19 protein-coding genes, 2 tRNA genes and 2 rRNA genes are annotated in these 26,495 nt (G+C 36.1%); 11 read left to right on the top strand and 12 right to left on the bottom strand.

Features of this window, described 5'->3' with window-relative positions; translation table 11 throughout:
- Positions 1-326 precede the first annotated feature (326 nt).
- From dnaN to BB050_RS17840, 5 genes are all read right to left on the bottom strand, one after another.
- Positions 327-1,445: a DNA polymerase III subunit beta gene (gene dnaN, locus BB050_RS17820; protein ID WP_008469033.1), complete on the bottom strand. Its 1,119-nt coding sequence runs from the start codon at positions 1,443-1,445 to the stop codon at positions 327-329.
- 107 nt (positions 1,446-1,552) lie between these two features.
- On the bottom strand, positions 1,553-3,238 hold the full coding sequence (gene gldG, locus BB050_RS17825; RefSeq protein WP_066034538.1) for a gliding motility-associated ABC transporter substrate-binding protein GldG: 1,686 nt from the start codon (positions 3,236-3,238) through the stop codon (positions 1,553-1,555).
- Positions 3,238-3,963 (bottom strand): gliding motility-associated ABC transporter permease subunit GldF, encoded by a 726-nt coding sequence (gene gldF, locus BB050_RS17830; RefSeq protein WP_066034539.1) that lies wholly within the window; start codon positions 3,961-3,963, stop codon positions 3,238-3,240. Before gldF ends, gldG begins: the two co-directional genes overlap by 1 nt.
- 100 nt (positions 3,964-4,063) lie before the next feature.
- Positions 4,064-4,360: a putative quinol monooxygenase gene (locus tag BB050_RS17835; protein WP_066034540.1), complete on the bottom strand. Its 297-nt coding sequence runs from the start codon at positions 4,358-4,360 to the stop codon at positions 4,064-4,066.
- Between the two features lie 185 nt (positions 4,361-4,545).
- A complete protein-coding gene (locus tag BB050_RS17840) occupies positions 4,546-5,373 on the bottom strand; it encodes an SAM hydrolase/SAM-dependent halogenase family protein (protein ID WP_066034541.1) in 828 nt (275 codons plus the stop codon).
- 265 nt (positions 5,374-5,638) lie between these two features.
- Here BB050_RS17840 and BB050_RS17845 point away from each other — a divergent pair, with 265 nt between their 5' ends.
- The 4 genes from BB050_RS17845 to BB050_RS17860 all read left to right on the top strand — a co-directional run bounded on the left by BB050_RS17845 (position 5,639) and on the right by BB050_RS17860 (position 9,472).
- The gene (locus BB050_RS17845) at positions 5,639-6,589 is read left to right on the top strand and encodes a PhoH family protein (protein ID WP_008469028.1); all 951 of its coding nucleotides are present in this window, start codon (positions 5,639-5,641) and stop codon (positions 6,587-6,589) included.
- Positions 6,590-6,910: 321 nt separating this feature from the next.
- The gene (locus BB050_RS17850) at positions 6,911-7,741 is read left to right on the top strand and encodes a Cof-type HAD-IIB family hydrolase (protein WP_066034542.1); all 831 of its coding nucleotides are present in this window, start codon (positions 6,911-6,913) and stop codon (positions 7,739-7,741) included.
- A 141-nt stretch (positions 7,742-7,882) separates the two neighbouring features.
- On the top strand, positions 7,883-8,836 hold the full coding sequence (locus BB050_RS17855) for a phosphoribosylaminoimidazolesuccinocarboxamide synthase (protein WP_066034543.1): 954 nt from the start codon (positions 7,883-7,885) through the stop codon (positions 8,834-8,836).
- 255 nt (positions 8,837-9,091) lie between these two features.
- Complete coding sequence (locus BB050_RS17860) at positions 9,092-9,472, top strand: ankyrin repeat domain-containing protein (protein ID WP_066034544.1); 381 nt, start codon at positions 9,092-9,094, stop codon at positions 9,470-9,472.
- Positions 9,473-9,542: 70 nt separating this feature from the next.
- Here BB050_RS17860 and BB050_RS17865 read toward each other — a convergent pair whose 3' ends face one another.
- Positions 9,543-10,085 (bottom strand): SRPBCC family protein, encoded by a 543-nt coding sequence (locus BB050_RS17865; protein WP_066034545.1) that lies wholly within the window; start codon positions 10,083-10,085, stop codon positions 9,543-9,545.
- A gap of 383 nt (positions 10,086-10,468) precedes the next feature.
- Here BB050_RS17865 and BB050_RS17870 point away from each other — a divergent pair, with 383 nt between their 5' ends.
- Complete coding sequence (locus BB050_RS17870) at positions 10,469-10,849, top strand: ankyrin repeat domain-containing protein (protein WP_066034546.1); 381 nt, start codon at positions 10,469-10,471, stop codon at positions 10,847-10,849.
- Between the two features lie 163 nt (positions 10,850-11,012).
- Here the strand turns inward: BB050_RS17870 and BB050_RS17875 are convergent, their stop codons facing one another.
- The 6 genes from BB050_RS17875 to BB050_RS17900 all read right to left on the bottom strand — a co-directional run bounded on the left by BB050_RS17875 (position 11,013) and on the right by BB050_RS17900 (position 19,732).
- Complete coding sequence (locus BB050_RS17875; RefSeq protein WP_066034547.1) at positions 11,013-14,111, bottom strand: efflux RND transporter permease subunit; 3,099 nt, start codon at positions 14,109-14,111, stop codon at positions 11,013-11,015.
- A gap of 3 nt (positions 14,112-14,114) precedes the next feature.
- Positions 14,115-15,200, bottom strand: coding sequence for an efflux RND transporter periplasmic adaptor subunit (locus tag BB050_RS17880; RefSeq protein WP_066034548.1), 1,086 nt, complete (start codon positions 15,198-15,200; stop codon positions 14,115-14,117).
- 12 nt (positions 15,201-15,212) lie between these two features.
- Positions 15,213-16,460, bottom strand: a complete 1,248-nt coding sequence (locus tag BB050_RS17885; RefSeq protein WP_066034549.1) for a TolC family protein — start codon at positions 16,458-16,460, stop codon at positions 15,213-15,215.
- An 84-nt stretch (positions 16,461-16,544) separates the two neighbouring features.
- Complete coding sequence (locus BB050_RS17890; protein ID WP_066034550.1) at positions 16,545-17,906, bottom strand: sensor histidine kinase; 1,362 nt, start codon at positions 17,904-17,906, stop codon at positions 16,545-16,547.
- On the bottom strand, positions 17,903-18,583 hold the full coding sequence (locus BB050_RS17895; RefSeq protein WP_066034551.1) for a response regulator transcription factor: 681 nt from the start codon (positions 18,581-18,583) through the stop codon (positions 17,903-17,905). The genes BB050_RS17890 and BB050_RS17895 overlap by 4 nt, the downstream gene beginning before the upstream one ends.
- A 60-nt stretch (positions 18,584-18,643) precedes the next feature.
- Positions 18,644-19,732, bottom strand: a complete 1,089-nt coding sequence (locus tag BB050_RS17900; RefSeq protein ID WP_008469015.1) for a M42 family metallopeptidase — start codon at positions 19,730-19,732, stop codon at positions 18,644-18,646.
- A gap of 81 nt (positions 19,733-19,813) precedes the next feature.
- Between BB050_RS17900 and BB050_RS17905 the strand changes: the two genes are divergently transcribed.
- The 6 genes from BB050_RS17905 (at position 19,814) to BB050_RS17930 (ending at position 26,355) form a co-directional block, all read left to right on the top strand.
- The gene (locus BB050_RS17905) at positions 19,814-20,494 is read left to right on the top strand and encodes a DUF4294 domain-containing protein (RefSeq protein ID WP_066034552.1); all 681 of its coding nucleotides are present in this window, start codon (positions 19,814-19,816) and stop codon (positions 20,492-20,494) included.
- A 218-nt stretch (positions 20,495-20,712) separates the two neighbouring features.
- Positions 20,713-20,925 (top strand): hypothetical protein, encoded by a 213-nt coding sequence (locus BB050_RS17910; RefSeq protein WP_066034553.1) that lies wholly within the window; start codon positions 20,713-20,715, stop codon positions 20,923-20,925.
- A 530-nt stretch (positions 20,926-21,455) separates the two neighbouring features.
- Positions 21,456-22,969 (top strand): 16S ribosomal RNA (locus BB050_RS17915).
- Positions 22,970-23,097: 128 nt separating this feature from the next.
- Positions 23,098-23,171: transfer RNA gene (locus BB050_RS17920), tRNA-Ile, on the top strand.
- 91 nt (positions 23,172-23,262) lie between these two features.
- Positions 23,263-23,336: transfer RNA gene (locus BB050_RS17925), tRNA-Ala, on the top strand.
- 136 nt (positions 23,337-23,472) lie between these two features.
- Positions 23,473-26,355: ribosomal RNA gene (locus BB050_RS17930) — 23S ribosomal RNA — on the top strand.
- Together the 16S and 23S rRNA genes with 2 tRNA genes alongside form the textbook arrangement of a ribosomal RNA operon.
- The last annotated feature ends 140 nt before the right edge of the window (positions 26,356-26,495 follow it).

The following is a 26,495-nucleotide window of genomic DNA, read 5'->3' on the forward strand; positions in this document are numbered from 1 at the left end:
GCTTTGTGTTTTTCTTACCGCAAGGCACGCAAGGTTTTTTGATATGCAAAATCTATAGAAAACGCAAAGTTCGCAAAGCCTTGAGGAAAAAACCTTGCGAACTTTGCGTAAGCCTTTGCGAACTTTGCGGTTAAAAATCAACAGAAAGTATAGCAACTTGAAACTTGAAACAAAATCAACTCCAATAAAAAACCGCAACTCTTTATGGGAATTGCGGTTTCTAGGTATAAAAAATGGTTGGTTAATAGCGATATCTTTTTTTTTACAATGATATATCTTTTATTTAAAACTAAAAAATATCCCTGTAACAGAAAGAAACTTTAATGTTAACTATTTAACATTACAGGCATTACAAGCATAGTAACTGTTTCTCCTTCTTCTAAACCATCAACTGGAGTTAAAATACCAGCTCTGTTTGGTAATGACATTTCAAGCATAATCATGTCAGATTGAAGGTTAGTCAGCATCTCTGTTAAGAAACGAGAGTTGAAGCCAATTTGTAAATCATCTCCTTGATAATCACAAGTCAATCTTTCTTCTGCTTTGTTTGAGTAATCGATGTCTTCTGCAGATACGTTTAATTCTGCTCCTGCAATTTTTAAACGAATTTGGTGTGTAGTTTTGTTAGAGAAAATCGCAACACGTTTAACTGAACTTAAGAATAAAGAACGGTCAATCATTAATTTGTTTGGATTTTCTTTAGGAATTACCGCTTCGTAGTTCGGGTATTTTCCGTCAATTAAACGACACATTAAGATATAGTTGTCAAATGAGAAAGTCGCATTTGAATCGTTGTATTCAATTTTCACTTCAGCATCAGAAGTTCCTAAAATACTTTTCAAAATATTTAAAGGTTTTTTAGGCATAATAAAATCTGCAACTTGAGATGCTTTTACATCTGTACGTGCATATTTTACCAATTTATGAGCATCTGTAGCTACGAAAATTAATCCTTCTGGTGAAAACTGGAAGAAAACTCCAGACATTACCGGACGTAAATCATCGTTTCCAGCAGCAAAAATAGTTTTGCTTACCGCAGTTGCCAAAACTTCTGCAGGAACAAGCGTTACAGATGGATCTTCAAGACTTACTGCTTTAGGAAATTCTTCTCCAGCTGCGTAAGCCAGTGCATATTTACCTGAATTTGAGCTAATTTCTACTGTATTGTTGTCTTCAACAGTAAAAGTTAATGGCTGCTCTGGGAAAGTTTTTAAAATTTCAAGTAAAAGCTTAGCTGGAACCGCTACACTTCCTTTACTTGTAGAATCGATCGATAATGTAGCCGACATTGTCGTTTCAAGATCTGAAGCCGAAACGGTCAACTCATTATTGTTTAGTTCAAATAAGAAGTTGTCTAAAATAGGCAACGTATTATTACTATTGATTACACTACCTAAAACTTGTAATTGTTTTAATAAGTACGAACTCGATACTATAAATTTCATCTGTTTTATTTTATTTTTTGATGGATGCTTTAGCAAATAAAGGGCTAAATATACGGATTACAAATATATCTTAAACTATCCAAAGTATTACATTTTTTTATTAACATCTATTTGCTGTATTTTCTCTTTCTTACAAAAGTAAATACAAGTCCAAAAACGGTTAAAATTAGAATTGGTACTCCGATAGTTATGAATTGAGTCTGAGTATAGCTCTCGTAAACTTTTTCTTTGTCTAATAATGGCAGTTCTACATCTTTGCTTCTAATGTTAATAAGTCCTGTATCATCAAGAAGATAATTGATGCAATTCATGATAAAGTCTTTATTGTCGTATAAATTTCCAGTTCTTTGGTCGTAACCCAGTTCGACTGGCATCATGTTTTTGTCCAATTGGTTTTTTGCAATGTCTCCGTCAGCAATAACAATCATTTTGTTCGGTTTTCCTTTTGCTGTAAACGAATTGTCTTTGAAAGGCAAAACTCGGTTTTCAAAAGCAGAATGGAAAGAGCCTTCTAACAAAACGGCAAGATTTTGGTTTCCTTTATTCAAATAATCTTGCGGAGTTGATTTTTCAGTAACCATATTCAGATTGATTTCTGCTGGTGTTCCGATAGTTTTGGAATATTGAGAAGACTGCAATAAAACTGTTTTTTTGATTCCGTTTTTCAACGTATCAATTGGGTTGGCAAAATCAAACTTAATTCCGCCAAGATTTTTAACAATAGGATGCTGGCTCTTTGGATAAACCTGAGGAGCAAATTTCCAAATAAAATCTTGATATTGCGTTGCGCTCCCTTGTTCGCCGGTTGCCAATTTTATTGGACTTCCATATTCATCTTTTATCAAATCGGGATTAATTCTGAATCCATATTTGAAGAACATGTCGTTTAGATTCAGATCTCTTGGATAAGCTAAAGTTGCTCCTGCATCGTTGTATAAACTGTCCATATCAGCCGCAACTTGATCAATCAGCCAAATGGTTTTTCCGCCATTCATAATAAACTGATCCAGAACTTCTTTTTCTTCATCGGAGAATTTTTCTGTTGGTTTAGAAATAATGGCTAAATCATATTTTTTCAGCGCATTTAAAGTTCCGTGTGGATCTTTTGCAACAGAATCTAAAGTAAAAGGTCCGATAAAATAACTCTCACGAATCTGCATCAGCATTTTGGCGATATGAATTTCGTTTAATTCGCCATTTCCTTTTATGATGGCAACTTTTTTCTGTTTATTTTTAGTCACTTTATTTACGGCATCAGCAATTGAATATTCTAAATGCTGAATAGATCCAATTACTTTTTGCGTAGTAGAAGCTCCCATTATGTTTTTTAATAATGGAATATTAACTTCTTTGTTATTGTAAACTGCAACAGCCCATGGGAAAACCATAGCTTGAGATTGTTTTCCTTTATCGTCAACTGTAATGTTTACAGGAGTTAATCCTTTTTGGAAAAGTGATTTTGTAAGTTCTTCGCTTTCATCTTCATTTTCTAGCGGATCAACAAATTCGAAAACAATATTGCTATTATAGGCTTGAAATTCTTCCAGTAATTGTTTGGTTTCCTGCTGTAAACGTCTAAAATCGGCTGGGAGATCTCCAGCCATATAAATCTTAATAGAAAGTGGATTTTGAACTTGTTTTATAATGCCCAACGAAGTTGGAGATAACGTATAACGTTTGTCTTTGGTTAAATCAAAACGATGGAAAAATAGAGTTCCAAGTACATTTAAAACTACTAAAATGAAAATAGTAATACCTAATGTTTTTAAATTTTGCTTTATAGATGGTTTCATTAGGCTTTATAAGATTTTAATTGGTAAACAGTAAAAGACAAAAAAGCAATGGCAATGCTTAAAAAGTAAATAATGTCGCGAGTATCAATTACACCACGACTCATACTTTTAAAATGATTTTGCATCCCTAAGATTGAAATAAAATTGTTTGAACCTGGAATTAGCGAACTCAAACCTTCAAAACCAAAATAAAAGAAAAAACACAGAAAAACGGCCACAATAAAAGCCACAATCTGATTTTCTGAAAGGGTAGAAGTGAAGATTCCAATTGCTGAATAAGAAGCAATTAAAAATAATAATCCGAAGTAAGAACCAATTGTGCTGCCCATGTCAATATTGCCTTCTGGCGAACCTAAATCTGAAATTACTTTTACGTAAATTAACGTTGGAATAATCGCTAGAATAATCAGCAAAAATGAGCCGAAAAATTTACCGTTTACAATTTCCCAAATTGATAAAGGTTTTGTTAGAAGTAATTCTAAAGTCCCTTGTTTTTTTTCGTCAGAGAAACTTCTCATCGTTACAGCTGGAATTAAGAAAATCAGAATCCATGGCGCCAATGTGAAAAATGGAGTTAAATCGGCGTAACCTGTATTTAGAATGTTATAATCTCCTTCGAACACCCATAAAAATAGTCCGTTGCTGATTAAAAAAACAGCTATGACCAAATAGCCAATTGGAGAGCCAAAAAAAGATTTTATTTCTCTTAAAATGATTGATTTCATGTATAAGGTTTATTCGTTTGTTTGTTTAATCGTGTAATCGTTTTTTGTTTAGCAGTTGATTTGTTCTGGCCACGCTGCAAACTGCAACTGTGACTGAAAACTAATTTAAGCTCACCAATTTATCAACGCTCCATGCTTCTGGTTTTGCATTGAATAGTTTCTTTGTAAAATCCCAAACCGTATTAAAAAGTTCGGATTTTCTGTAATTTTCTAAATCTTGCTCCGTTTCCCAGTAACTGTAAGTGAAAAAGATGCATTTATCATTTTTGTCCTGATACAATTCTAAAAAACGATTCCCTTCTGCATTTCGTATTTTTTCTTTCACCGATTCAAAATTCTTCAGAAAATCAGGAATTTTTTCTTCGTGAAAACTCATTTTTACTATTCGAACAAACATCTTATTGTTTTAGATTTTAGATTGTTGATTTTAGATTTTGAATTGTCTAAAGTCTTACAGGTGCGCAAAAATACCAAATTTGATTGTTGTTTTTATAAAAAAGTAAAATTCCAATAAAGAAATTCCAAATTCTAAATTTTAAAGTTTCCAAATCTAAAATCTGACATCTAAAATCTAAAATTTTTCTAAGAAAACTTAATCGTAATCACATCACGATAATTCAATCCCAACAAACTATTTGCAGAACCCACTTTAGAAGGATTGCTTCTGAAAATAGCAATTTCAAGAAATCCAGCTTCATTAAAAATGGCTAGTTTTTCTCCTTCATAGGTTTTAATCGGATATTTGTCAGAAGTGGCAATAGCCGAATAATTTGGCAGAATTGTTTTGATGCTCTTTGGTTTCATCACAATTTCGTAAGGACGTCCGCGCGAAACTTCTAAGAATTGTTTTTTAGAAATATTGGTTACAACGTTTCCAAAATGATCAATATATATGATGTTTCCTTTTATAGAATTTCCGTCATCTGCAACAAGAGCCTGCAATTCGGTAGCTTCTTTAATAGACGAAATTTCTTTTCCGATAACATTCAATAAACCGCCTCTAGATAAGTGAGAAGCAACCTGAATAAAGATATCCAAATCTGTAGCTTCAATTGGGAAACGATCGTGAATATTAATTGCCACAATCTTTTGCGGAACAATTTTCTGCGTAAGCATGCTTAAGATTCCGTTATCGGCACAAATAAAGTAATGATCGTTCCATTGCATAGCGATATGCTGGTTTTCTTTATTACGCTCGATATCGACACCAATTAAGTGCACAGTTCCTTTTGGGAAACTCAAATAAGATGCTCCAATAATATAACTTGCTTCGGCCGTATTAAAGGGATCAATGTCATGAGAAATGTCAATGATTTGAACCTCTGGATTTTCAGAAAGTATTTTACCCTTCAGCGACCCCACAAAGTGATCTTTCAAGCCGTAGTCTGTAGTAAGGGTAATTATTGACATATTTTTGTTTATAACTATTGATAGTATTTAAATCTAATTTTCATTAAATTTGAGAAATGCAAAGCTAATAATAGTAAACACAAATTGAAAGAAAGTAAAGACAATTTGTGTTTTTTAAAAGTTTTTGCCTGTTACAATATTCAGAAACACAGATTTAAGTTCAAGAAAAGAAAAGCTGAAAACTGCGACCGGATACTGCGACTAAAAAAAGACCCGACAGCCACTAAATATTAAAAGGAATTATTTTAATTTAAAACAACTTCATTTGAACGAAAGAATAATCGAGCTAGTAGATATTGCACCAAAAGAATTTTGGGGCGCACAGGATAGCCATTTAGAAATTATTAAAAAGTATTACCCAAAGCTTAAAATCGTAGCACGAGGGACAACTTTAAAAGCATTTGGCGAAAAAGAAGTTTTAGACGAATTCGAAAAAAGATTTCAAAGATTAATGCTTCACTTTACACGTTACAACAATATTGACGATAACGTAATTGAGCGTGTGATAATGAGTGATGGTCAGGATGAAAAGAGAGCATACGATCATGATAAAATCTTAGTTCACGGTGTTGGCGGAAAAATTGTAAAAGCAATGACACCAAATCAGCAATTGCTGGTTGATACCGTTAAAAAGAACGATATGGTTTTTGCAGTAGGTCCCGCTGGAACTGGTAAAACATACACAGGAGTCGCTATGGCGGTAAAAATGCTGAAGGACAAAGAAGTAAAAAGAATTATTCTGACGCGTCCAGCGGTAGAAGCGGGTGAAAATCTAGGTTTCTTGCCTGGAGATATGAAGGAAAAACTTGATCCTTACATGCAACCGCTTTATGATGCCTTGCGAGATATGATTCCGAACGAAAAGTTGGAAGATTATATTCTGAAAGGAATTATCCAGATTGCACCTCTAGCTTTCATGCGCGGACGAACTCTTGACAATGCTTTTGTAATTCTTGACGAGGCTCAGAATACCACACATTCACAAATGAAAATGTTTTTGACCCGTATGGGAAAAAATGCCAAATTCATGATTACTGGTGATCCAGGTCAAGTCGATTTGCCGAGAAGAACAATTTCTGGTCTTAAAGAAGCACTTTTGGTTCTAAAAGACATTGAAGGCATCGGAATTATTTATCTAGATGATAAAGATATCGTTCGCCATAGATTGGTTAAAAAGGTAATTGATGCCTACAAGCAAATAGAAAACCACGATTAAGTTTAATTTAGTCAAATGTTAAATGTAAATCGTGAATTGTGTTTTAACATTTATTAATATTCGTTTTGTATGTTTTCTTTAGAAAAATGCAAAACGAATATTTTTTATTATCACTGAACAAAGAATTAGCCGATGAAAAAATGGAAAGTAAATTATATAAAACGGGAATTGTTAAGATTTAAATTGTTTATATAGCAATATTTAACGGAATAGTTAAATAAATAATAAACTTACCTCAATTCTAACCTTAAAAGCTTGTAATCTTTGTCTAGACGAGCTTAAAACCTTAAATTTGCCTATCATTGATATTTGATACTTAATATGACAAAACTTAAAAATATAAAAGTTGTAGTAAGCGACCTTGACGGAACTTTGCTTAACCCACAACACACTATTTCAGATTATACTAAATCAATTTTTCAAGAACTTCACAATCGAGGATATCTAATTGTGGTAGCTACAGGTCGCCATCATCTAGATGCAATGGCAATTATTGATAAATTGGAAGTTCCAGTTTATTTGGTAAGTTCTAATGGAGCCCGAATTCATTCGCCAAATAAAGAACAGCTTTTTGCTTTCAACTTAGACAGTGATGTGGTTAAGGCCGCATTAAATGTTGAAATTGATCCAGAAATTACGGTCGTTTTATTCAAAGAAAATGTTTGGCAAACCAATAAATGGAACGAAAAACTGAATTCTTTTCAAACAGAATTAAAATATCGTCCAGAACTGGTAGATTATAAGAATTTAGAAGATTTTGGAGCTATTAAAATTTTCTTCTCTTGCAGCGATCACGAAAAATTAGTCAAATTGAAAGATGCCATTTTAGCCAATTCTTCAGAACATTTGCATCATGCTTTTAGTTTGCCGACTTGTTTAGAATTTATGGACAAATCTATAGATAAAGCAGTTGCAATTGAGCAGGTATTGGAAAGAGAAGGATTTACATTGTCTGAAGCGGTTTCTTTTGGAGACGGATTTAATGATGTGCAAATGCTGTCTTCATCTGGAAAAGGATTGATTATGGGAAATGCTCCATCAATTTTGAAAGAAACTCTGCCAGATTTAGAAGTAATTAAAACAAATGCCGAGGATGGCGTTGCTAGATATATTGCATCTAAAATTTTAGATAAAGAATTTGCAACAAGTTAATTTTAGAAGATATTAGAAAGGAAAATCCCTAAATGAACTACTTATTTAGGGATTTTTTATTTTCTTATCTGAAATTTCATTGTGTAACTATGTGAAATAGTTTTAAATTTGCATTCATAAAAAACAACACAACTAAAGATAATGAGTAATACAATTACAACTACAAATTTTAATTTCCCGAACCAGAAATCAGTTTACCGCGGAAAAGTTAGAGAAGTTTATAATATTAACGACGAACTTTTAGTAATGGTAGCTACCGATAGACTTTCGGCTTTTGATGTAGTTTTGCCAAAAGGAATTCCATACAAAGGACAAATCTTGAATCAGATTGCAACAAAGTTTATGGAATTGACAGAAGATATTGTTCCAAACTGGCTGATTGCTACTCCAGATCCAAATGTTGCTGTTGGACATTTATGCGAACCTTTTAAAGTAGAAATGGTTATCCGTGGTTATTTGTCAGGACATGCGGCTCGTGAATATGCGGCTGGAAGAAAACAAATCTGTGGTGTTACTATGGCTGAAGGTTTAAAAGAAAACGATAAATTTCCAGAGCCAATTATTACACCAACTACAAAGGCAGATAACGGTTCTCATGATGAAGATATTTCTCGCGAAGATATTTTAGCAAAAGGAATTGTTTCAGAAGAAGATTATTTAGTTTTAGAAAAATATACGAGAGCTTTATTTCAAAGAGGAACTGAAATCGCTGCTAAACGTGGATTGATTTTAGTAGACACCAAATATGAGTTCGGAAAAACAAAAGATGGTGTTATTGTTTTAATTGACGAAATTCACACACCAGATTCTTCTCGTTATTTCTACGCTGATGGATATGCTGAAAGACAAGAAAAAGGTGAGGAGCAAAAACAATTATCCAAAGAATTTGTTCGCCGCTGGTTAATTGAAAATGGTTTTCAAGGTAAAGAGGGGCAACAGATTCCAAATATGACAGATGAATATATCGAGTCAGTTTCTGAAAGATATATCGAATTATACGAGAATATTTTAGGAGAAAAATTTGTAAAAGCGGATATTGATAATATTGACCAGCGTATTGAAAAAAACGTATTAGATTACCTTTCTTCAAAATAATAATTTCGTGCTTAAATGAACATTTAAGCTTTAACGTTTATAAAATGCCTCACTGTACAAGTGAGGCATTTTTTTTTGATAGAAATTCAAAAATTGAAATTTATGAAAAGGCGCGATTCAATTATTTTGACCGCGCTTTCTTTATTGTTAAAATAAAATTTGCATTTTTTTTCATTCTCGATGCAACGTTTTATGCCTAACCTGCGTCTAATAAGTAATCATCACAATCATTAATCATTAAACAAGCAATCAATCATGAAAAAAACAGTAATCGTTTTAGGAACGGCTTTGGCCTTATTTACAAATTTTGCAACAGCTTCTAACTTGAAGTTAGAAAATAAAAATCAAATTGAAATTCCTTTTGATTTGTCATCGCCTTTGCATTTGGCAGTATGCAACGGAGATGTTGAAACCGTAAAGAAAAGCATTGAATACGGCGCAGATGTAAATAAAATTGTGCGCAATATGACGCCTTTGATGCTCGCCGCTCGTTATAACCACGTTGAAATTGTAAAAATTTTGTTGGCAAGTGGAGCTAAACCTTCAATAGAAAACGCTCACGGACTAAGAGCATTGGATTATGCTAGATACGCAAAATCAACTGAGTCTGCAGAGATTTTAAAAGGATTGAGGTAAATTTTTTAAGAACAAAAGAAAGGAAAGCATCATCTTTTTATAAGGGTGATGTTTTTTTTTAAGAGAAGATTTATTTTTTTTCCATTTTATCTTTTAAATTTTCAAGACCTTTTTGCAAATCATTTCCAATCATTTGATCCATTCTTAGCAATGGAAGCATGATATTTGTTGGATATGGAATTGTACCGCTGATTCCCCATTTCACTTTTGTCTGGTTTTCAGAAATTGGTTCTGTAGACATAAATCCGACAGCAGTGTCATCCAATGGCTTTTTAAAACGGAGCGCAAAATCTAAACGTCTATTTTCTGTTATTTTTGTAATTTCTTGTTCGCCAACGCCAACTTCTTTCACATCGCTTTCCCAAGAACAAACCGAACCAATCATGCCGTCAATTCCTCTATAATGAACTTTCATTTTCGGATCCATATTTGCCCATACGCTAAACTCATTTTGATTTTTTAGAGAACGAACATATTTAAAAATGCTATCAGCGGGTTTATTGATTGTAATTTCTCTTTCTACCGAATATTCTTTCGGCATAAAATAAGCGGTAATTAAAACAATTGAAATAAATAAAATTAAAATGACGAGAATTCTTTTAATAAAAATCATGACGGTCTGCTTTAAGGTTATTACATTATTGTTTGTTTTTATTTTTAAAGCTAAGAATTAGAAGGCTTGGGCATTGATATGTTAGCCTTTGATTTCTAATGCTATAGTAAATTTAAAAAAATAATTTATGCGTTGGAAGCAGATTGATTTAAAAAGAATTAAAAAAAAATAAGATTTGTTGTAACATTTTTCCTTTTTTGTAGTCTATTAAAGTAAAATCAATAATTTGATAACGTTAAAGCTCTTTGATTATCGTTTTATTAAGTAAGTGTTAAGAATTGGTTAAAACATGGTACTTTGTAATGCATAATACGATAAAATGATTTACTTTTACATCATCAAATTAAAAATCATCATCAATCATTTAATAAACATCAATCATTATGAAAAAATCAGTTATTTATTTAGGATTAGCCTTAGTAACATTTGGAAATGTAGCAATGGCTTCAAATGAAATCTCAACTGTTAAAAATCAAGTTGAATTTAAAAATTACGTAGGAACTCCTTTAAATGTTGCTATTAGTAAAGGAGATTTAGAAACAGTTAAAAAATTTATTGAATATGGTGCAGATGTGAACCAAATATCAGAGGATCTTACTCCTTTAATGATAGCTGCACTTTACAATAAACATGAAATCATTAAAATTTTATTAGCAAATGGGGCAAATCCTAAAGCTAAAAACGAAAAAGGTTATACTGCATTAAAATATGCACAAGCATCAAATGCTTCGGAAGCAATTGCGCTTTTGAAAGATTTGAAATAAGATTTTAAAAGTTTTGAGTTAGTAAAAAGACCTTTCTGAGCAAAAGGTCTTTTTTTTGCTTTGTGCAGACTTGATTATAAACAAAAAAGCATCATTACGAGAATGATGCTTCTTCTTTTTTTAAATCCCAACAAATTGATTTAAAACTAAATATTTTAATTATTTATTCTATCGGTACATGTTTTTTTCTGTTGAATATCCAGAATAAAATTGGAAATACTAATAGTGTTAAAACAGTAGCTGTCATCAGTCCACCGATAATTACAATCGCAAGCGGTTTCTGCGATTCAGATCCAATTCCGGTAGAAATTGCTGCAGGCATTAATCCTATAGATGCCATTAATGCTGTCATAACTACCGCTCTGGTTCTGGCTTTTACTCCCATAAAAATAGATTCTTCGAGAGAGAATTTGGCCTTCAGGTTATGATGAAATTCAGAAATTAAAATAACTCCGTTTTGAATACAGATTCCGAGAAGCGCTATAAATCCAACTCCTGCTGAAATTCCGAAATTCATTCCTGTAATATGAAGCGCAATAATTCCACCGATAATAGCAAATGGGACGTTAGCCAAAACAAGAAGAGAATCTTTAAAGTTTCCAAACAAAATAAACAATAGTACAAAAATTCCAATTAAACTGATGGGCACTACTTGCGCTAAACGGGCACTCGCACGAACTTGATTTTCAAATTCTCCTGTCCATCCTGTCGTGTAACCAGCTGGTAATTTAAGTTTGTTTACTTTTTGTTGGGCTTCTGCAATTGTACTTCCTAAATCACGATCACGAACAGAAAATTTTACACCAATAAAACGTTTGGTGTTATCTCGATAAATAAATGCGGGACCTGTAATAGTTTTAATATCACAAATTTCTTTTAAAGGGATTTTGATTCCGCTAATGGTCGGAACTTTAATTTCTTCCAAATCTTTTTCATCTTTTCGGTATTCTTTAGAAAAACGAACACGAACATCAAACTTCTTTTCATCTTCATATTTTTCTGTTGCGGTTTTTCCTCCGAAAGCTAATTCTAAAACTGCTTGTGCATCACTCAGAGTTACTCCATAGGCCGCCATTTTTTCGCGATCCAAGATTACGCTAATTTCAGGTTGTCCAACATTTCGCAAAATTCCAACATCTTTTATACCTGGAATATTTTTAATTTGAGCCAAGACTTCATTCGCAAGCTCATCTAATTTATTCAAATCGTCCCCATAAATTTTAACGGCATTCGAAGCTTTAAACCCAGCTACCGATTCTGCAACGTTATCAATTACGGGTTGAGAATAATTATATGTGATTCCCTGATGGACTTTTAGTTTATTATCCATTTCATTAATCAGATCGTCCATAGAAATTTTACGTTTCCATTCTGCTTTTGGAAGTAAATCAACTTGAAGTTGGATAAATCCAAAACCATTCGGGTCAGTTCCATCGTTGCTTCGTCCAGTTTGAGATAAAACTTGTTTAACCTCAGGAAAACTTTCTAGATCTTTTCTAATCATTGCTGCTGTTTTTACACTTTCAGGGAGAGAGGTACTCATTGGCAATTCTGCCGTAACCCATAGTGCTCCTTCGTTTAATTGTGGTAAAAACTCGGTTCCTAAGAAACCTGCTGAGAAGAAAACAGCTGCTAACAATCCTAATGATGCAATTAAGGTCTGCACCTTATGTTTGAATGTCCATTGAAAACCTTTGCTGACAATTCTATCCCAAAAATTCACAAACGGATTATGTTTTTCTTTTACATTTTTATTTAATAAAATATGAGAAAGAACGGGAACCAAAGTCAAGGTAAAAATAAGCGCTCCTAATAAGGCAAAACCTAATGTAAAGGCTAGGGGAGAGAACATCTTTCCTTCTACTTTCTGGAAAGAGAAAATAGGAAGCAAAGCTGTAATAATAATCAGTTTTGAAAAGAAAATGGCTTTACCCATTTCAGTTCCTGTCTTTTTGATTAAGCTTCCTTTGGCAATTTTATTAAATTTCTCCATTCCCAATTGATGCGCTCGATGATCTAAAACCACAAACAAACCTTCAACCATTACGACGGCTCCATCGATAATAATTCCGAAGTCGACTGCCCCTAAACTTAATAAGTTGGCGCTCATTCCCATCATTTTAAGACATAAAAAGGCAAATAATAAGGAAAGCGGAATGACAATAGAAACGGTAAAAGTAGTTCTCCAGTCGGCCATGAAAAGGAACACAACAACAGTAACTAAAATTATACCTTCAAATAAGTTATGCATTACGGTTTCTGTCGTGAAATTCATTAAATTATCACGGTCATAGAAAGTTTCAATTTTAATGTCTTTTGGTAAAACATTGTCATTTAGGTCTTTAATCTTAGCTTTGATTAAGGCAAGAGTTTCCTGCGGATTTTCGCCTTTTCGCATCACCACAATTCCTTCAACGGCATCGTCATTATTTCCAATACCCGTTTGACCTACTCTTGGCATTGAGCTTTCGTAAACATCAGCTAAATTTTTTACCAAAATTGGATTTCCTCCAGCGTCATCAACAATAATATTACCAATATCTTCTCTGGACTTTAATAAACCAACTCCACGGACAACAAATGCTTGTCCGTTTTTCTCAATGACGTCACCGCCAACATTTAAGTTACCAGCATTTACTGCGTTATAAACTTGTAAAGGCGTAATGTTGTATTTTGCTAATTTGATTGGATCAACCCCAACTTCATAGGTTTTAGTCTGACCTCCAAAAACATTTAAATCGGCAACGCCAGGAAGAGAGCGCAATTGTTTATCGATAACCCAGTTTTGGTAGGTCAATAATTCTCTGCTATCTCTGCTGTCGCTTTTTACAATATATCTGAAAATCTCGCCTGTAGGTCCATAAGGTGGCTGTACATCTGGTTCAACTTCATCAGGAAGAGAAACATTTTTTAATAGATTATTTACCTGAAAACGTGCAAAAGTATCATCTACACCATCATCAAAAATGATTTTAATTACAGATAAACCAAACATAGTTATACTTCGAACGCTTGTTTTTTTCTGTACTGAGTTCATGGCAATCTCAATTGGAGAAGTAACAAAACGCTCTACTTCTTCGGCGCTTTTCCCATTCCACTGCGTAATAATAATAATCTGAGTATTGGTAACGTCAGGAAAAGCATCGATTGGCATATTTTTGAATGAAATAAATCCAGCAACAGCTAACAATCCCACCCAAAAGAAGGTAAATGCTTTATTCTTTAGCGAAAAAGCAATAATATTTTTTATGAATTTGTTCATGTCTTAATTATTTAAAGCACCATAAATAAATAGCTGATTGTTTGTGATTACTTTTTCATTTTCCTTTAAACCACTTGAAAGATAGGTAGTATCTCCAACCACTCTATAAACTTCTACTTGTCTGGTTTCAATATTATTTCGGTCTTTAAATACCACAACGAAGTTTTTACTTTTATCAAAAACAATCGCTTTACTAGGCACGGCTATCATAGACTGATTTTCATTAAAAGATAGTTTGATATTAGCATTCATATCGGGTTTAAGCATGTAATCTGGATTATTAAGCTTAATTCTAGCCTGCATGGCTTTCGTTTCTGGATCAATAACATTATAAATTTTATCTACTTTTCCATAAAACGTTTTATCTGGATAACTCAAAGTGGTCACTGCAGCATTGGTTCCTAATTTTACTTTATTGATATCAATTTCATTAATATTCGCCATTGCCCAAACTTCACTGATTTCTGCAATGTCAAATATATTTTCAGAACGATCATTTCTCAAAAGCATATCCTGATTGATACTTTTCTGAATAATAAAACCGCTTATTGGAGCTGTTACTTCATAAATAGAACCTGCTTTAATGTTATAAATTTTATATGTTTCCTGAATTTTGCTTAATTGTGACTGCGCTTTATTTACTTCCGATTTTGCCTGTAGAACGTCGCTTTCAGAATTCAATTTTCCATCAAATAATTCTTGTGCTACTTTCAAGTTATTTTTAGCGACAAGCAAGTCGCTTTTAGCATCAATGGATTGTTTTTCAAAATCGGCTACATCGGTACTTTTTATAGTTGCCAAAACTTGTCCTTTTTTTACATAATCACCAAGTTCAACATTTACTTTCATTACGTTTCCACCAACTAATGGATAAACATCAATCATTTTATTATTGTCAGCAGTAATTTTACCGTAAAAACTAAGTTCGTTTTTTAATGGCTGAGTTTTAGCTTCAGCAGTTGTAGTACTTTTAAGCATAGCATCACTCAAAACAAAAGAGCTATTTGTCTCAGGATTTTCAACTTCTTTTTTGCAGCTCGTAAGAGATAAACCTGCTAGTGCGATTCCGATGAATAATATATGTTTCATTTCTGTAGTTTTTTAAAATAAATCTTTGTTGATGGTACTATTTAATTCTTCGCCTGCAATCACTACTTTTTTCTTTAATTCATTTAATTGAATTATTGCCTGATTGTAGCTTTCCATAAAATCGGTAAATTCTAAAAGACTTACGTTTCGTTTTTGAAAATTGGTTAGCATTCCGTTGTAAACCGCTTCAAAATCTGAATTTACGGTTGGTTTGATCACGCTGTAGTTTTGTCTAGACTCGTCCCATTTGGTCCATGCTGACGTGATTTCTGTTTTGAGCTGTAACTCGAAGTTTTGTTTTTCAATTTTAGATTGTTCCAAAATTGTTTTTGCATACTTAATATTTCCTTTGTTTTGATTCCAAAGTGGTAAAGGAATTCCAACAGTTAAATTGGCTTCATTATTAAAAGCACCGCTTCGCTGATCATAATTTGCTCCAAGCGTAATATCTGGAACTGAAAGTGATTTTTGTAATTTTACATTCAGTTCATTAGCATCTATTTCTTTCTGTTTTGCTAAATAATCGGGTCTATTTGCTATGGCTTGTTCCTCAAAATTTTTAAGATCAAAAGCTATAACTTTTAGATATTTATCAGAATCATCTTTGCTAACAACCGGAACTACATTTTCAGTTTCATTCAAAAGCAATTTTAAATTAGCCTGTTCTTCAATGTTGTTATTTATAACCTCTAATCTTTCGTTTTTGAAATTAAGATAGAGTGATTGTAGACGAACAACGTCTTTTAAAGGAATATTTCCTTTTTGAGCTTGCACGGAATAAGAATTAATCAAATTTTCGATATGAGCTAATTGCTTATCGGTATTGTCAAGATTTTTAGTGTTGTAATATACAGTGAAAAAACTTTTACGCAATTGCAGTTTTAAAGTCCTAAGCAAATCGTTAAACTGAAGTTCTGCCAGTTTTTCATTAGTTTGCGCTAATTTAACCTCATTGCGTTTTTTACCGCCAAGATAGATTAGTTGCTCTATTGCAAAAACTTTCTGACCATCTTTGCCAATATCAAAAAATTTGTCTCGTTCAGGATTGTAGGCATTCAACTCTGCTGAGAGCGTGGGATTGTCCCAAATGCGAGCCTGAATGGTGAGTGCTTTTGAGGCATCAAGATTATATTGAGATGCCAGTAAAAATAGATTCTTTTTTAAAAATTGACTTTCACAGTTTTGGAGAGTAAGTGATTTTTGTGCTATTGCAGCTTGATTTAAAAGTGCAAATAACAGCAATGCGAATAACTTTTTCATTGTATCATCTTTAAGTTGTACAAATATGCTATCAACAGGCTTTAAGAGAGCTTAAAATCTACCTTAAAAATAGCTTAAAATTGTTTACAAATTAAAAAATAACTGAAATAAATTCGTGTTAATATTTGAGACAGAGTAAGTTATGTTTGCTTTGTGCAAAATTAGGATGCGTTGCACAATTCTTAAGCCAAGTCCAAAACCAGAAGTTCCTTTCGAATTTCGGCCACGCATAAAAGGCTGAAAAAGATTTTTTTGTTCTTCTTCATTTAAGGTTTCTCCTGTATTGGATACAGAAATGATAAGATGATGGTGATCAGTGCTTATTTTTACTTTTGCCTGCTTATTGTCTGAATAAACACAGGCATTTTTTAAAATATTGGTTAAGGCTATCTCTAAAAGATTTCTATTTCCTTTTACCTCTAAAGCAGTATCAAGATCGTCACTTTCTTCCATTTCGAAAAGAATAACAAAATCAGGGAAAGCTTTGTTTATTTTTTCGATAGAAGAAAATAAAATTTCATCTATTCTTTGTACTTCATGATGATCTGCTTTTCTGTTGTCAATTTTAGAAAGGATAAGTAGAGAATTGATTAATTCGCTTAAATGATTGACATCATCTAAAATCGAATTCAAAAATGACTTGTCTTTCGGCTGAAGTTCTGGTTCTGCCATAGTATTTTCTATCTGAGAAGTCATTCTCGAAAGCGGTGTTCTTAATTCATGCGATGCGTGAGCGGTAAATTCCTTTTGCTTTTGATACGAAAGTTCAATGCGATCCATCATGAAATTAAATTCATCAGCAATTAAATCAATTTCATCTTTAGTGCTTTTAGATTCAATCCTAGTATCTAGATTGTTCTCATTTATATTTTTGATTTTCTGGTGGAAAGCATGAAGAGGATTCATTGCTTTTTTGACCATAAAAGAAGTCAAAATCCAACAAACGCAAGTAAAAAAGATGTATGAAATAATTAAAGTGTACCTCAAGAAAAGTAGTTTCTTCTTGCCGTAATTGTCAGTAGCAGAAATTAAAGCATAAAAATCTTTATCGTTGGTATCGTAGAAAACACCGTATACTTCATAATCTCCTTGCTGTTTAAAAAAGGTCTTATTTTTTTTAAGATATTTTAAATCATCAACAGACCAATTGATTTTGGCATCGTCAATACTGCTATAAATCAGTTTGTAATTTGAATCAAAAACCAAAGTCTTTTCATCATATAATTTATTGATGGAATTCTGATCTATTATTTTTAAAAGCTGATTATCAACCTGTTTTACATTTACTAAGAGCTTAATATTAGATAAAGCTTTGATTTCTAATCGATCTCGAAATTCTTCTTTTCGATAATTGGAATACAAAATGAATATCACCGTAGAAGCCAATCCGAAAAGGATGGTAAACAGCAAGCTTACTAAAAGTGATATTCGATTTTTTAATGTCATTCCTGATCGCTTAAATAATACCCATAGCCGACTTTGGTTCGGAGAAGTTTTATATCGTGATCTTTATCAATTTTTTTCCTTAAAAAGTTAACATAAACCTCGATAGTATTCTGATTGGTTTCAATATGATAATCCCAAAGTTTTTCGGCTATAAATTGTTTAGAAAGCACTTTTCCTTTGGCATGCGCCAAAATTAGAATTAATTTGAATTCTTTCGGAGTAAGTTTAATTTCTTCACCCGCCCTAAAAACTTTCATATCTTCTTCAAAGATTTCTAAATCTTTAATGACGATTTTATTTTCTATTTGCTGGGGAACTTCTTTCCTTCTTAAAAGTGATTGTACGCGCGCATATAATTCTTCAAAATGAAAAGGTTTTACAAGATAATCATCGGCACCATTATCAAAAGAAGACAATTTATCTTCAATTTCACTAAAGGCCGTAAGCATTATAATAGGTGTTTTTTTATCTGTTTCCCGAATGCCTTTGCAAACATCAATTCCATTTATTCCCGGAACGTTTATGTCTAGAACAATTAAATCATATTCGTACGGGAAGTATTTTTTCAAAAGCAAAGAACCATCATAATAAGGAACACACTCGAATTCTTTTGAAGTAAAGAATGCGGAGATTTCTTTTGATAAAGTAAAATCGTCTTCGAGCAGTAATATTTTCATGCTTGGTTTATAATTTGTAAATCCGATTCAATAACTCAAATCGGATTTACATTAAATATATTATTTAAAATAAGAAAAAGTCTCGTTGTTCTCAATTTTCAATAAAGCTTCATAAATAAGTTGAATTACATTTTCAACATCGTCTTTATGAACCATTTCTACAGTCGTGTGCATGTATCGTAACGGAAGAGAAATCAAAGCAGATGGCACACCGCCATTGCTATATGCAAAAGCATCAGTATCTGTACCCGTTGCGCGAGAAGTAGCATGTCTTTGAAATGGGATTTTATTTTCTTCAGCAGTTGCTACAATCAAATCACGTAATTTATTTTGAATAGCAGGAGAGTAGCCAATAACAGGGCCTTTTCCCATTTTTAGATCACCTTCTACCTTCTTATCAATCATTGGAGTAGTGGTGTCGTGACAAACATCAGTTACAATAGCAACATTTGGTTTTATACGGTGTGCAATCATTTCAGCACCTCTAAGACCAATTTCTTCCTGAACAGAATTTACTATATATAAACCAAAAGGAAGTTTCTTTTTATTTTCATGTAATAAACGGGCAACTTCTGCAATCATAAAACCGCCCATTCTATTATCAATAGCACGACAAACAAACTTATTTTCGTTCAAAACCATAAATTCATCAGGATATGTAATCACACATCCCACGTGAACACCTAGCGCTTCGACTTGTTCTTTGTTTTCACAGCCTAAATCAATAAATATGTTACTCAGTTTCGGAATCTCTTCTTTGTCACGCAAACGAGTATGAATAGCAGGCCATCCAAAAACACCTTTTACAATTCCGTTTTTGGTATGAATATTAACTCTCTTTGAAGGGGCAATCTGATGGTCTGAACCTCCATTTCGTATTACATATATTAAGCCATCTTCTGTAATATAGTTTACATACCATGAAATTTCATCTGCATGCCCTTCAATTACCACCTTATAAGGAGCATCGGGATTAATTACACCAACAGCTGTTCCATAAGTATCTGTAATAAATGAATCTACATAAGGTTTTAAATAATTCATCCAAAGTTTTTGCCCTTCACTTTCGTAACCTGTTGGGGAAGCGTTATTTAAGTAGCTTTCAAGAAAAGCTATTGAAGTATCATTTAAGATAGATTTCGTGCTCATAAAAATATTTTTTCGCTAAAATATAAATTTGGTATCAGAGTTGTGTATAAATATATAATTTTACATTTAAATTATGATTCAATGAGACTAACCACCTTTTTATTTTTATTGTTCATTTGTTTTTCTTCTAAAGCACAAGTTACTCCAAAAGAGAACGAACAAATGGGGTATATATTAACCGAGAAAGATTCCATTTTAGGGGATACCATCCAGCTTCCCGAAATAATTATTACAAAAGGACAAAAGATGAGTGCTGAAGAAATGAAACAATTTCAAATTCTTCAAAACAGAGTGTATAAGGTTTATCCTTATGCAAAGTTAGCTTCAGAAAGATTAACCGCTTTAAATAATGGAATGGCTCGTTTAAAAACTAGCCGTGAAAAAAAGAAGTATTTCAAAATTGTAGAAGACTACCTAAATAATGAATTTGAGGAAAGGCTAAAAAAGCTATCCAGAAAACAAGGACAGATTTTAGTGAAATTGATTCATCGTCAAACTGGAATTACAACTTATGAATTGATTAAAACCCTAAAAAGTGGATTTAAGGCGTTTGTTTCTAATACAACCGCGAATTTATTTGATATAAGTTTAAAAGAAGAATACAAACCTTACGACGTAAACGAAGATTATTTAATAGAAACAATTTTAGTGAGAGCTTTTGAATCTGGCCGATTGGTAAATCAAAGACCAGCTAATCCTGTAAATTATGATGATTTATCAGAGAAGTGGCAGCAAAGAGCGAAAGAACTAAACAAGAAATAATTTTATACATTATATAGTATAGTAACCCGACAGGTTTTAAAACCCGTCGGGTTTGTTTTTTGTATGCATATATGTAGAAAACCATGAGATATATTTACGAGTAAGATTTTGTCATGCTTAGCGGATTGAAGCGCATCCAGTTTTGGAATTTGGAATTTGAAAGATTGGGATTTTGTTTTTTTTAGGAGCTGTTTCCCGCTATCCGCTGCAATCTTTTTATGGCGAACCCCGCCATAAAAAGGATTTGCGCTCCTATCGGGGCTATGGATGCGGTTTCAGGAGCGGCATTTCGGGAAATGGAAGATTTTGGAAAGATGAAAAAATGCCTGAAAAAGGCGCCGAAGGCTGAAGATCCACTAAAAGCGGATATCGGAAAACCCGATAAAATGAGAAAATGCCAGCCGAATCAGGAAAAACCTTACGTGCGGTGAAAAATATCCAAAATGTAAAGCGTCTGTTATGAGACAGTTAAGAAATAACTTGAAAAAAGATTGAAAAAAGTCTGGGAAAAGTGTTGGAAAAGCGGAAAAAGGTTCTACTTTTGCACCCGCAACGGCGAAAAACGCTCTTAGACATTCCGGCAGCTTTAAGATATTTGAGAAAAGAGATTTTCGAAAAAAAAAGATTGGAAAAAGCTTGCGGGAAAAGAAAAAGCTTTTTACATTTGCACCCCGCAAAACACGGAAGCTCATTGAAAGATTGGAAGAAAAAGTTGAGAAACTGAAGCGATTAAGAAAGCTTCAAAATTTTTTCAAGTTTTTCTTGCGAGAAACAAAAAGAAGTTTTAGTTTTGCACCCGCTTTGAGAAACAAGCGAAAACAGAAGAATACACGTTCGTAGACATATTGAATTGACAGCCGTTTTGGAAGAGATTTCAAAACAAGAAAGAATAAGAGTAATGGAATCGAGAGATTCGAAGAGAACCGATAGGAAGAGCATCGGCTATATAATATTAAAATATACGATGAAGAGTTTGATCCTGGCTCAGGATGAACGCTAGCGGCAGGCTTAACACATGCAAGTCGAGGGGTAGAGGCTTTTGGGCCTTGAGACCGGCGCACGGGTGCGTAACGCGTATGCAATCTGCCTTCCACAGAGGGATAGCCCAGAGAAATTTGGATTAATACCTCATAGCATCATGACCCGGCATCGGGATATGATTAAAGTCACAACGGTGGAAGATGAGCATGCGTCCCATTAGCTAGTTGGTAAGGTAACGGCTTACCAAGGCTACGATGGGTAGGGGTCCTGAGAGGGAGATCCCCCACACTGGTACTGAGACACGGACCAGACTCCTACGGGAGGCAGCAGTGAGGAATATTGGTCAATGGGCGCAAGCCTGAACCAGCCATGCCGCGTGCAGGATGACGGTCCTATGGATTGTAAACTGCTTTTGTACGGGAAGAAACCCTCCTACGTGTAGGAGCTTGACGGTACCGTAAGAATAAGGATCGGCTAACTCCGTGCCAGCAGCCGCGGTAATACGGAGGATCCAAGCGTTATCCGGAATCATTGGGTTTAAAGGGTCTGTAGGCGGTCTTGTAAGTCAGTGGTGAAAGCCCATCGCTCAACGGTGGAACGGCCATTGATACTGCTGGACTTGAATTATTGGGAAGCAACTAGAATATGTAGTGTAGCGGTGAAATGCTTAGAGATTACATGGAATACCAATTGCGAAGGCAGGTTGCTACCAATGGATTGACGCTGATGGACGAAAGCGTGGGTAGCGAACAGGATTAGATACCCTGGTAGTCCACGCCGTAAACGATGGATACTAGCTGTTGGGCGCAAGTTCAGTGGCTAAGCGAAAGTGATAAGTATCCCACCTGGGGAGTACGAACGCAAGTTTGAAACTCAAAGGAATTGACGGGGGCCCGCACAAGCGGTGGAGCATGTGGTTTAATTCGATGATACGCGAGGAACCTTACCAAGGCTTAAATGCAGACTGACCGGTTTGGAAACAGACCTTTCGCAAGACGGTCTACAAGGTGCTGCATGGTTGTCGTCAGCTCGTGCCGTGAGGTGTCAGGTTAAGTCCTATAACGAGCGCAACCCCTGTTGTTAGTTGCCAGCGAGTCATGTCGGGAACTCTAGCAAGACTGCCAGTGCAAACTGTGAGGAAGGTGGGGATGACGTCAAATCATCACGGCCCTTACGCCTTGGGCTACACACGTGCTACAATGGCCGGTACAGAGAGCAGCCACCCCGCGAGGGGGAGCGAATCTATAAAGCCGGTCACAGTTCGGATCGGAGTCTGCAACTCGACTCCGTGAAGCTGGAATCGCTAGTAATCGGATATCAGCCATGATCCGGTGAATACGTTCCCGGGCCTTGTACACACCGCCCGTCAAGCCATGGAAGCTGGGGGTGCCTGAAGTCGGTGACCGCAAGGAGCTGCCTAGGGTAAAACTGGTAACTAGGGCTAAGTCGTAACAAGGTAGCCGTACCGGAAGGTGCGGCTGGAACACCTCCTTTCTAGAGCCCCATGTGTTAGCCGGAAGGCACGCTGGGGAAATGAGATGCCTGGCTATAGGTTTTGGGTCTTGAAATTGCATTACTCTTGCTGTTAATTTAAAGAAATAAACTTTTAAGTAAAAAAACAGAGTCTCGTAGCTCAGCTGGTTAGAGTACTACACTGATAATGTAGGGGTCGGCAGTTCGAGTCTGCCCGGGACTACTTTTTAAAGCTTGAAGAGAAGGAAATTCTAGAGTTGAAGCGTTATGAATATTAATTCATAATTCATAATTCACAATTCATCATTAGATTTGGGGGATTAGCTCAGCTGGCTAGAGCGCCTGCCTTGCACGCAGGAGGTCAACGGTTCGACTCCGTTATTCTCCACGAAACTATCGTAAAAACGGTAGATAAAAGTTCATTGACATATTGGGATAAGAAAATAATAAGAAAGTAGAAAGCGTTTTTATCAGCAATGATGAAAACAAAACAAAACGGTCTTGTTCTAACGGACAAGATTGGTGCAATAAGCAAAATAAGGGCGCATGGGGGATGCCTAGGCTCTCAGAGGCGATGAAGGACGTGATAAGCTGCGAAAAGCTGCGGGGACGGGCACACACCGGTTGATCCGCAGATATCCGAATGGGGCAACCCGCTATATTGAAGATATAGCACACCGATAGGTGGGCAAACCCGCTGAACTGAAACATCTAAGTAGGCGGAGGAGAAGAAAACAAAAGTGATTCCGTAAGTAGTGGCGAGCGAACGCGGATTAGCCCAAACCAATTATGTTACGGCATAGTTGGGGTTGTAGGACCGCGAGATTCCATGCATGAGGAACCGGAAGCTTCTGGAAAGGAGCGCCATAGAGGGTGACAGCCCCGTACGGGCAACAAATGTAATGGATAGCGGTATCCTGAGTAGGGCGGGGCACGTGAAACCCTGTCTGAATTCGGCGGGACCATCCGCTAAGGCTAAATACTCCTGAGAGACCGATAGTGAACCAGTACCGTGAGGGAAAGGTGAAAAGAACCGTGAATAACGGAGTGAAATAGATCCTGAAACCATGCGCCTACAAGCGGTCGGAGCCCTTTCGTGGGGTGACGGCGTGCCTTTTGCATAATGAGCCTACGAGTTAACGCTGCTGGCAAGGATAAGTGGTTAAGCCATGGATCCGCAGCGAAAGCGAGTCTGAATAGGGCGCTTTAGTCAGTAGTGTTAGACGCGAAACCGTGTGATCTACCCATGGGCAGGTTGAAGCTGTGGTAACACACAGTGGAGGACCGAACCGGTTGACGTTGAAAAGTCTTCGGATGACCTGTGGGTAGGGGTGAAAGGCCAATCAAACTCGGAAATAGCTCGTACTCCCCGAAATGCATTTAGGTGCAGCGCTGGATATAGTTATATAGAGGTAGAGCTACTGATTGGATGCGGGGGCTTCACCGCCTACCAATTCCTGACAAACTCCGAATGCTATATAATGTTTACCAGCAGTGAGGGCTTGGGTGCTAAGGTCCAAGTCCGAGAGGGAAAGAACCCAGACCATCAGCTAAGGTCCCCAAATATATGCTAAGTTGAAAGAACGAGGTTTGTCTGCCCAGACAGCTAGGATGTTGGCTTGGAAGCAGCCATTCATTTAAAGAGTGCGTAACAGCTCACTAGTCGAGCGGACGAGCATGGATAATAATCGGGCATAAGCATATTACCGAAGCTATGGATTTGCATGTATGTGCAAGTGGTAGGGGAGCATTCTGACAGGGCTGAAGGTGTATCGTAAGGTATGCTGGACCGGTCAGAAAAGAAAATGTAGGCATAAGTAACGATAATGCGGGCGAGAAACCCGCACACCGAAAAACTAAGGTTTCCACAGCTATGCTAATCAGCTGTGGGTTAGTCTGGACCTAAGGCGAACCCGAAAGGGGCAGTCGATGGCCAACGGGTTAATATTCCCGTACTTCTTATTGCTGTGATGGGGTGACGGAGTGATGAAAGCGCCGCGGACTGACGGAATAGTCCGTTAAAGCACCTAGCTATATCTTCTATAGGCAAATCCGTAGAAGATGGCGAAATGCGATAGTACTCGGAGTCTTCGGACAAAGAGATAGCGCGCCTAAGGGCTTCCAAGAAAAACCTCTAAACTTCAGGCAGTAAGAACCAGTACCGTAAACCGACACAGGTAGTTGAGGAGAGAATCCTAAGGTGCTCGAGAGATTCATGGCTAAGGAATTAGGCAAAATAGACCTGTAACTTCGGGAGAAAGGTCGCCCCGAGCAATCGGGGCCGCAGTGAAGAGGTCCAGGCGACTGTTTATCAAAAACACAGGGCTCTGCAAAATCGCAAGATGAAGTATAGGGCCTGACACCTGCCCGGTGCTGGAAGGTTAAGAGGAGATGTTATCTTCGGAGAAGCATTGAATTGAAGCCCCAGTAAACGGCGGCCGTAACTATAACGGTCCTAAGGTAGCGAAATTCCTTGTCGGGTAAGTTCCGACCTGCACGAATGGTGTAACGATCTGGACACTGTCTCAGCCATGAGCTCGGTGAAATTGTAGTAACGGTGAAGATGCCGTTTACCCGCAGTGGGACGAAAAGACCCTGTGCACCTTTACTATAGCTTAGTATTGACCTTGGATAAATGATGTGTAGGATAGGTTGGAGACTGTGAAGGGGCGTCGCCAGGCGCTTTGGAGTCATTGTTGAAATACAACCCTTTGTTTATCTGAGGCCTAACCCCGTATTGCGGGGGACAGTGCTTGGTGGGTAGTTTGACTGGGGTGGTCGCCTCCAAAAGAGTAACGGAGGCTTCTAAAGGTTCCCTCAGCACGCTTGGTAACCGTGCGCAGAGTGCAATGGCATAAGGGAGCTTGACTGAGAGACATACAGGTCGATCAGGTACGAAAGTAGAGCATAGTGATCCGGTGGTTCCGCATGGAAGGGCCATCGCTCAAAGGATAAAAGGTACGCCGGGGATAACAGGCTGATCTCCCCCAAGAGCTCATATCGACGGGGGGGTTTGGCACCTCGATGTCGGCTCGTCACATCCTGGGGCTGGAGAAGGTCCCAAGGGTTGGGCTGTTCGCCCATTAAAGTGGCACGCGAGCTGGGTTCAGAACGTCGTGAGACAGTTCGGTCTCTATCTACTGCGGGCGTTAGAAATTTGAGTGGATCTGATTCTAGTACGAGAGGACCGAATTGGACAAACCTCTAGTGTATCTGTTGTCCCGCCAGGGGCACCGCAGAGTAGCTACGTTTGGAAGGGATAAGCGCTGAAAGCATATAAGCGCGAAACCCACCACAAGATGAGATTTCTTTTAAGGATCGTGGAAGATGACCACGTTGATAGGCTGCAGATGTAAAGGCAGTAATGTCACAGTCGAGCAGTACTAATAATCCGTAAGCTTATGCACACCCTTTTCCCCCGATGCAGATCGGGGGAGAGAACTTTCTAAAAAAAACTCTTTGTTTCTTTATCCCAGTATGTTAAGATATTGTCTGATTGATAATTTAGAATTGATAATTAACAGTCGGAAGCTGCTTGCAGCGAATA

This window comes from Flavobacterium anhuiense, assembly GCF_001705175.1.
Lineage (GTDB): Bacteria > Bacteroidota > Bacteroidia > Flavobacteriales > Flavobacteriaceae > Flavobacterium > Flavobacterium anhuiense.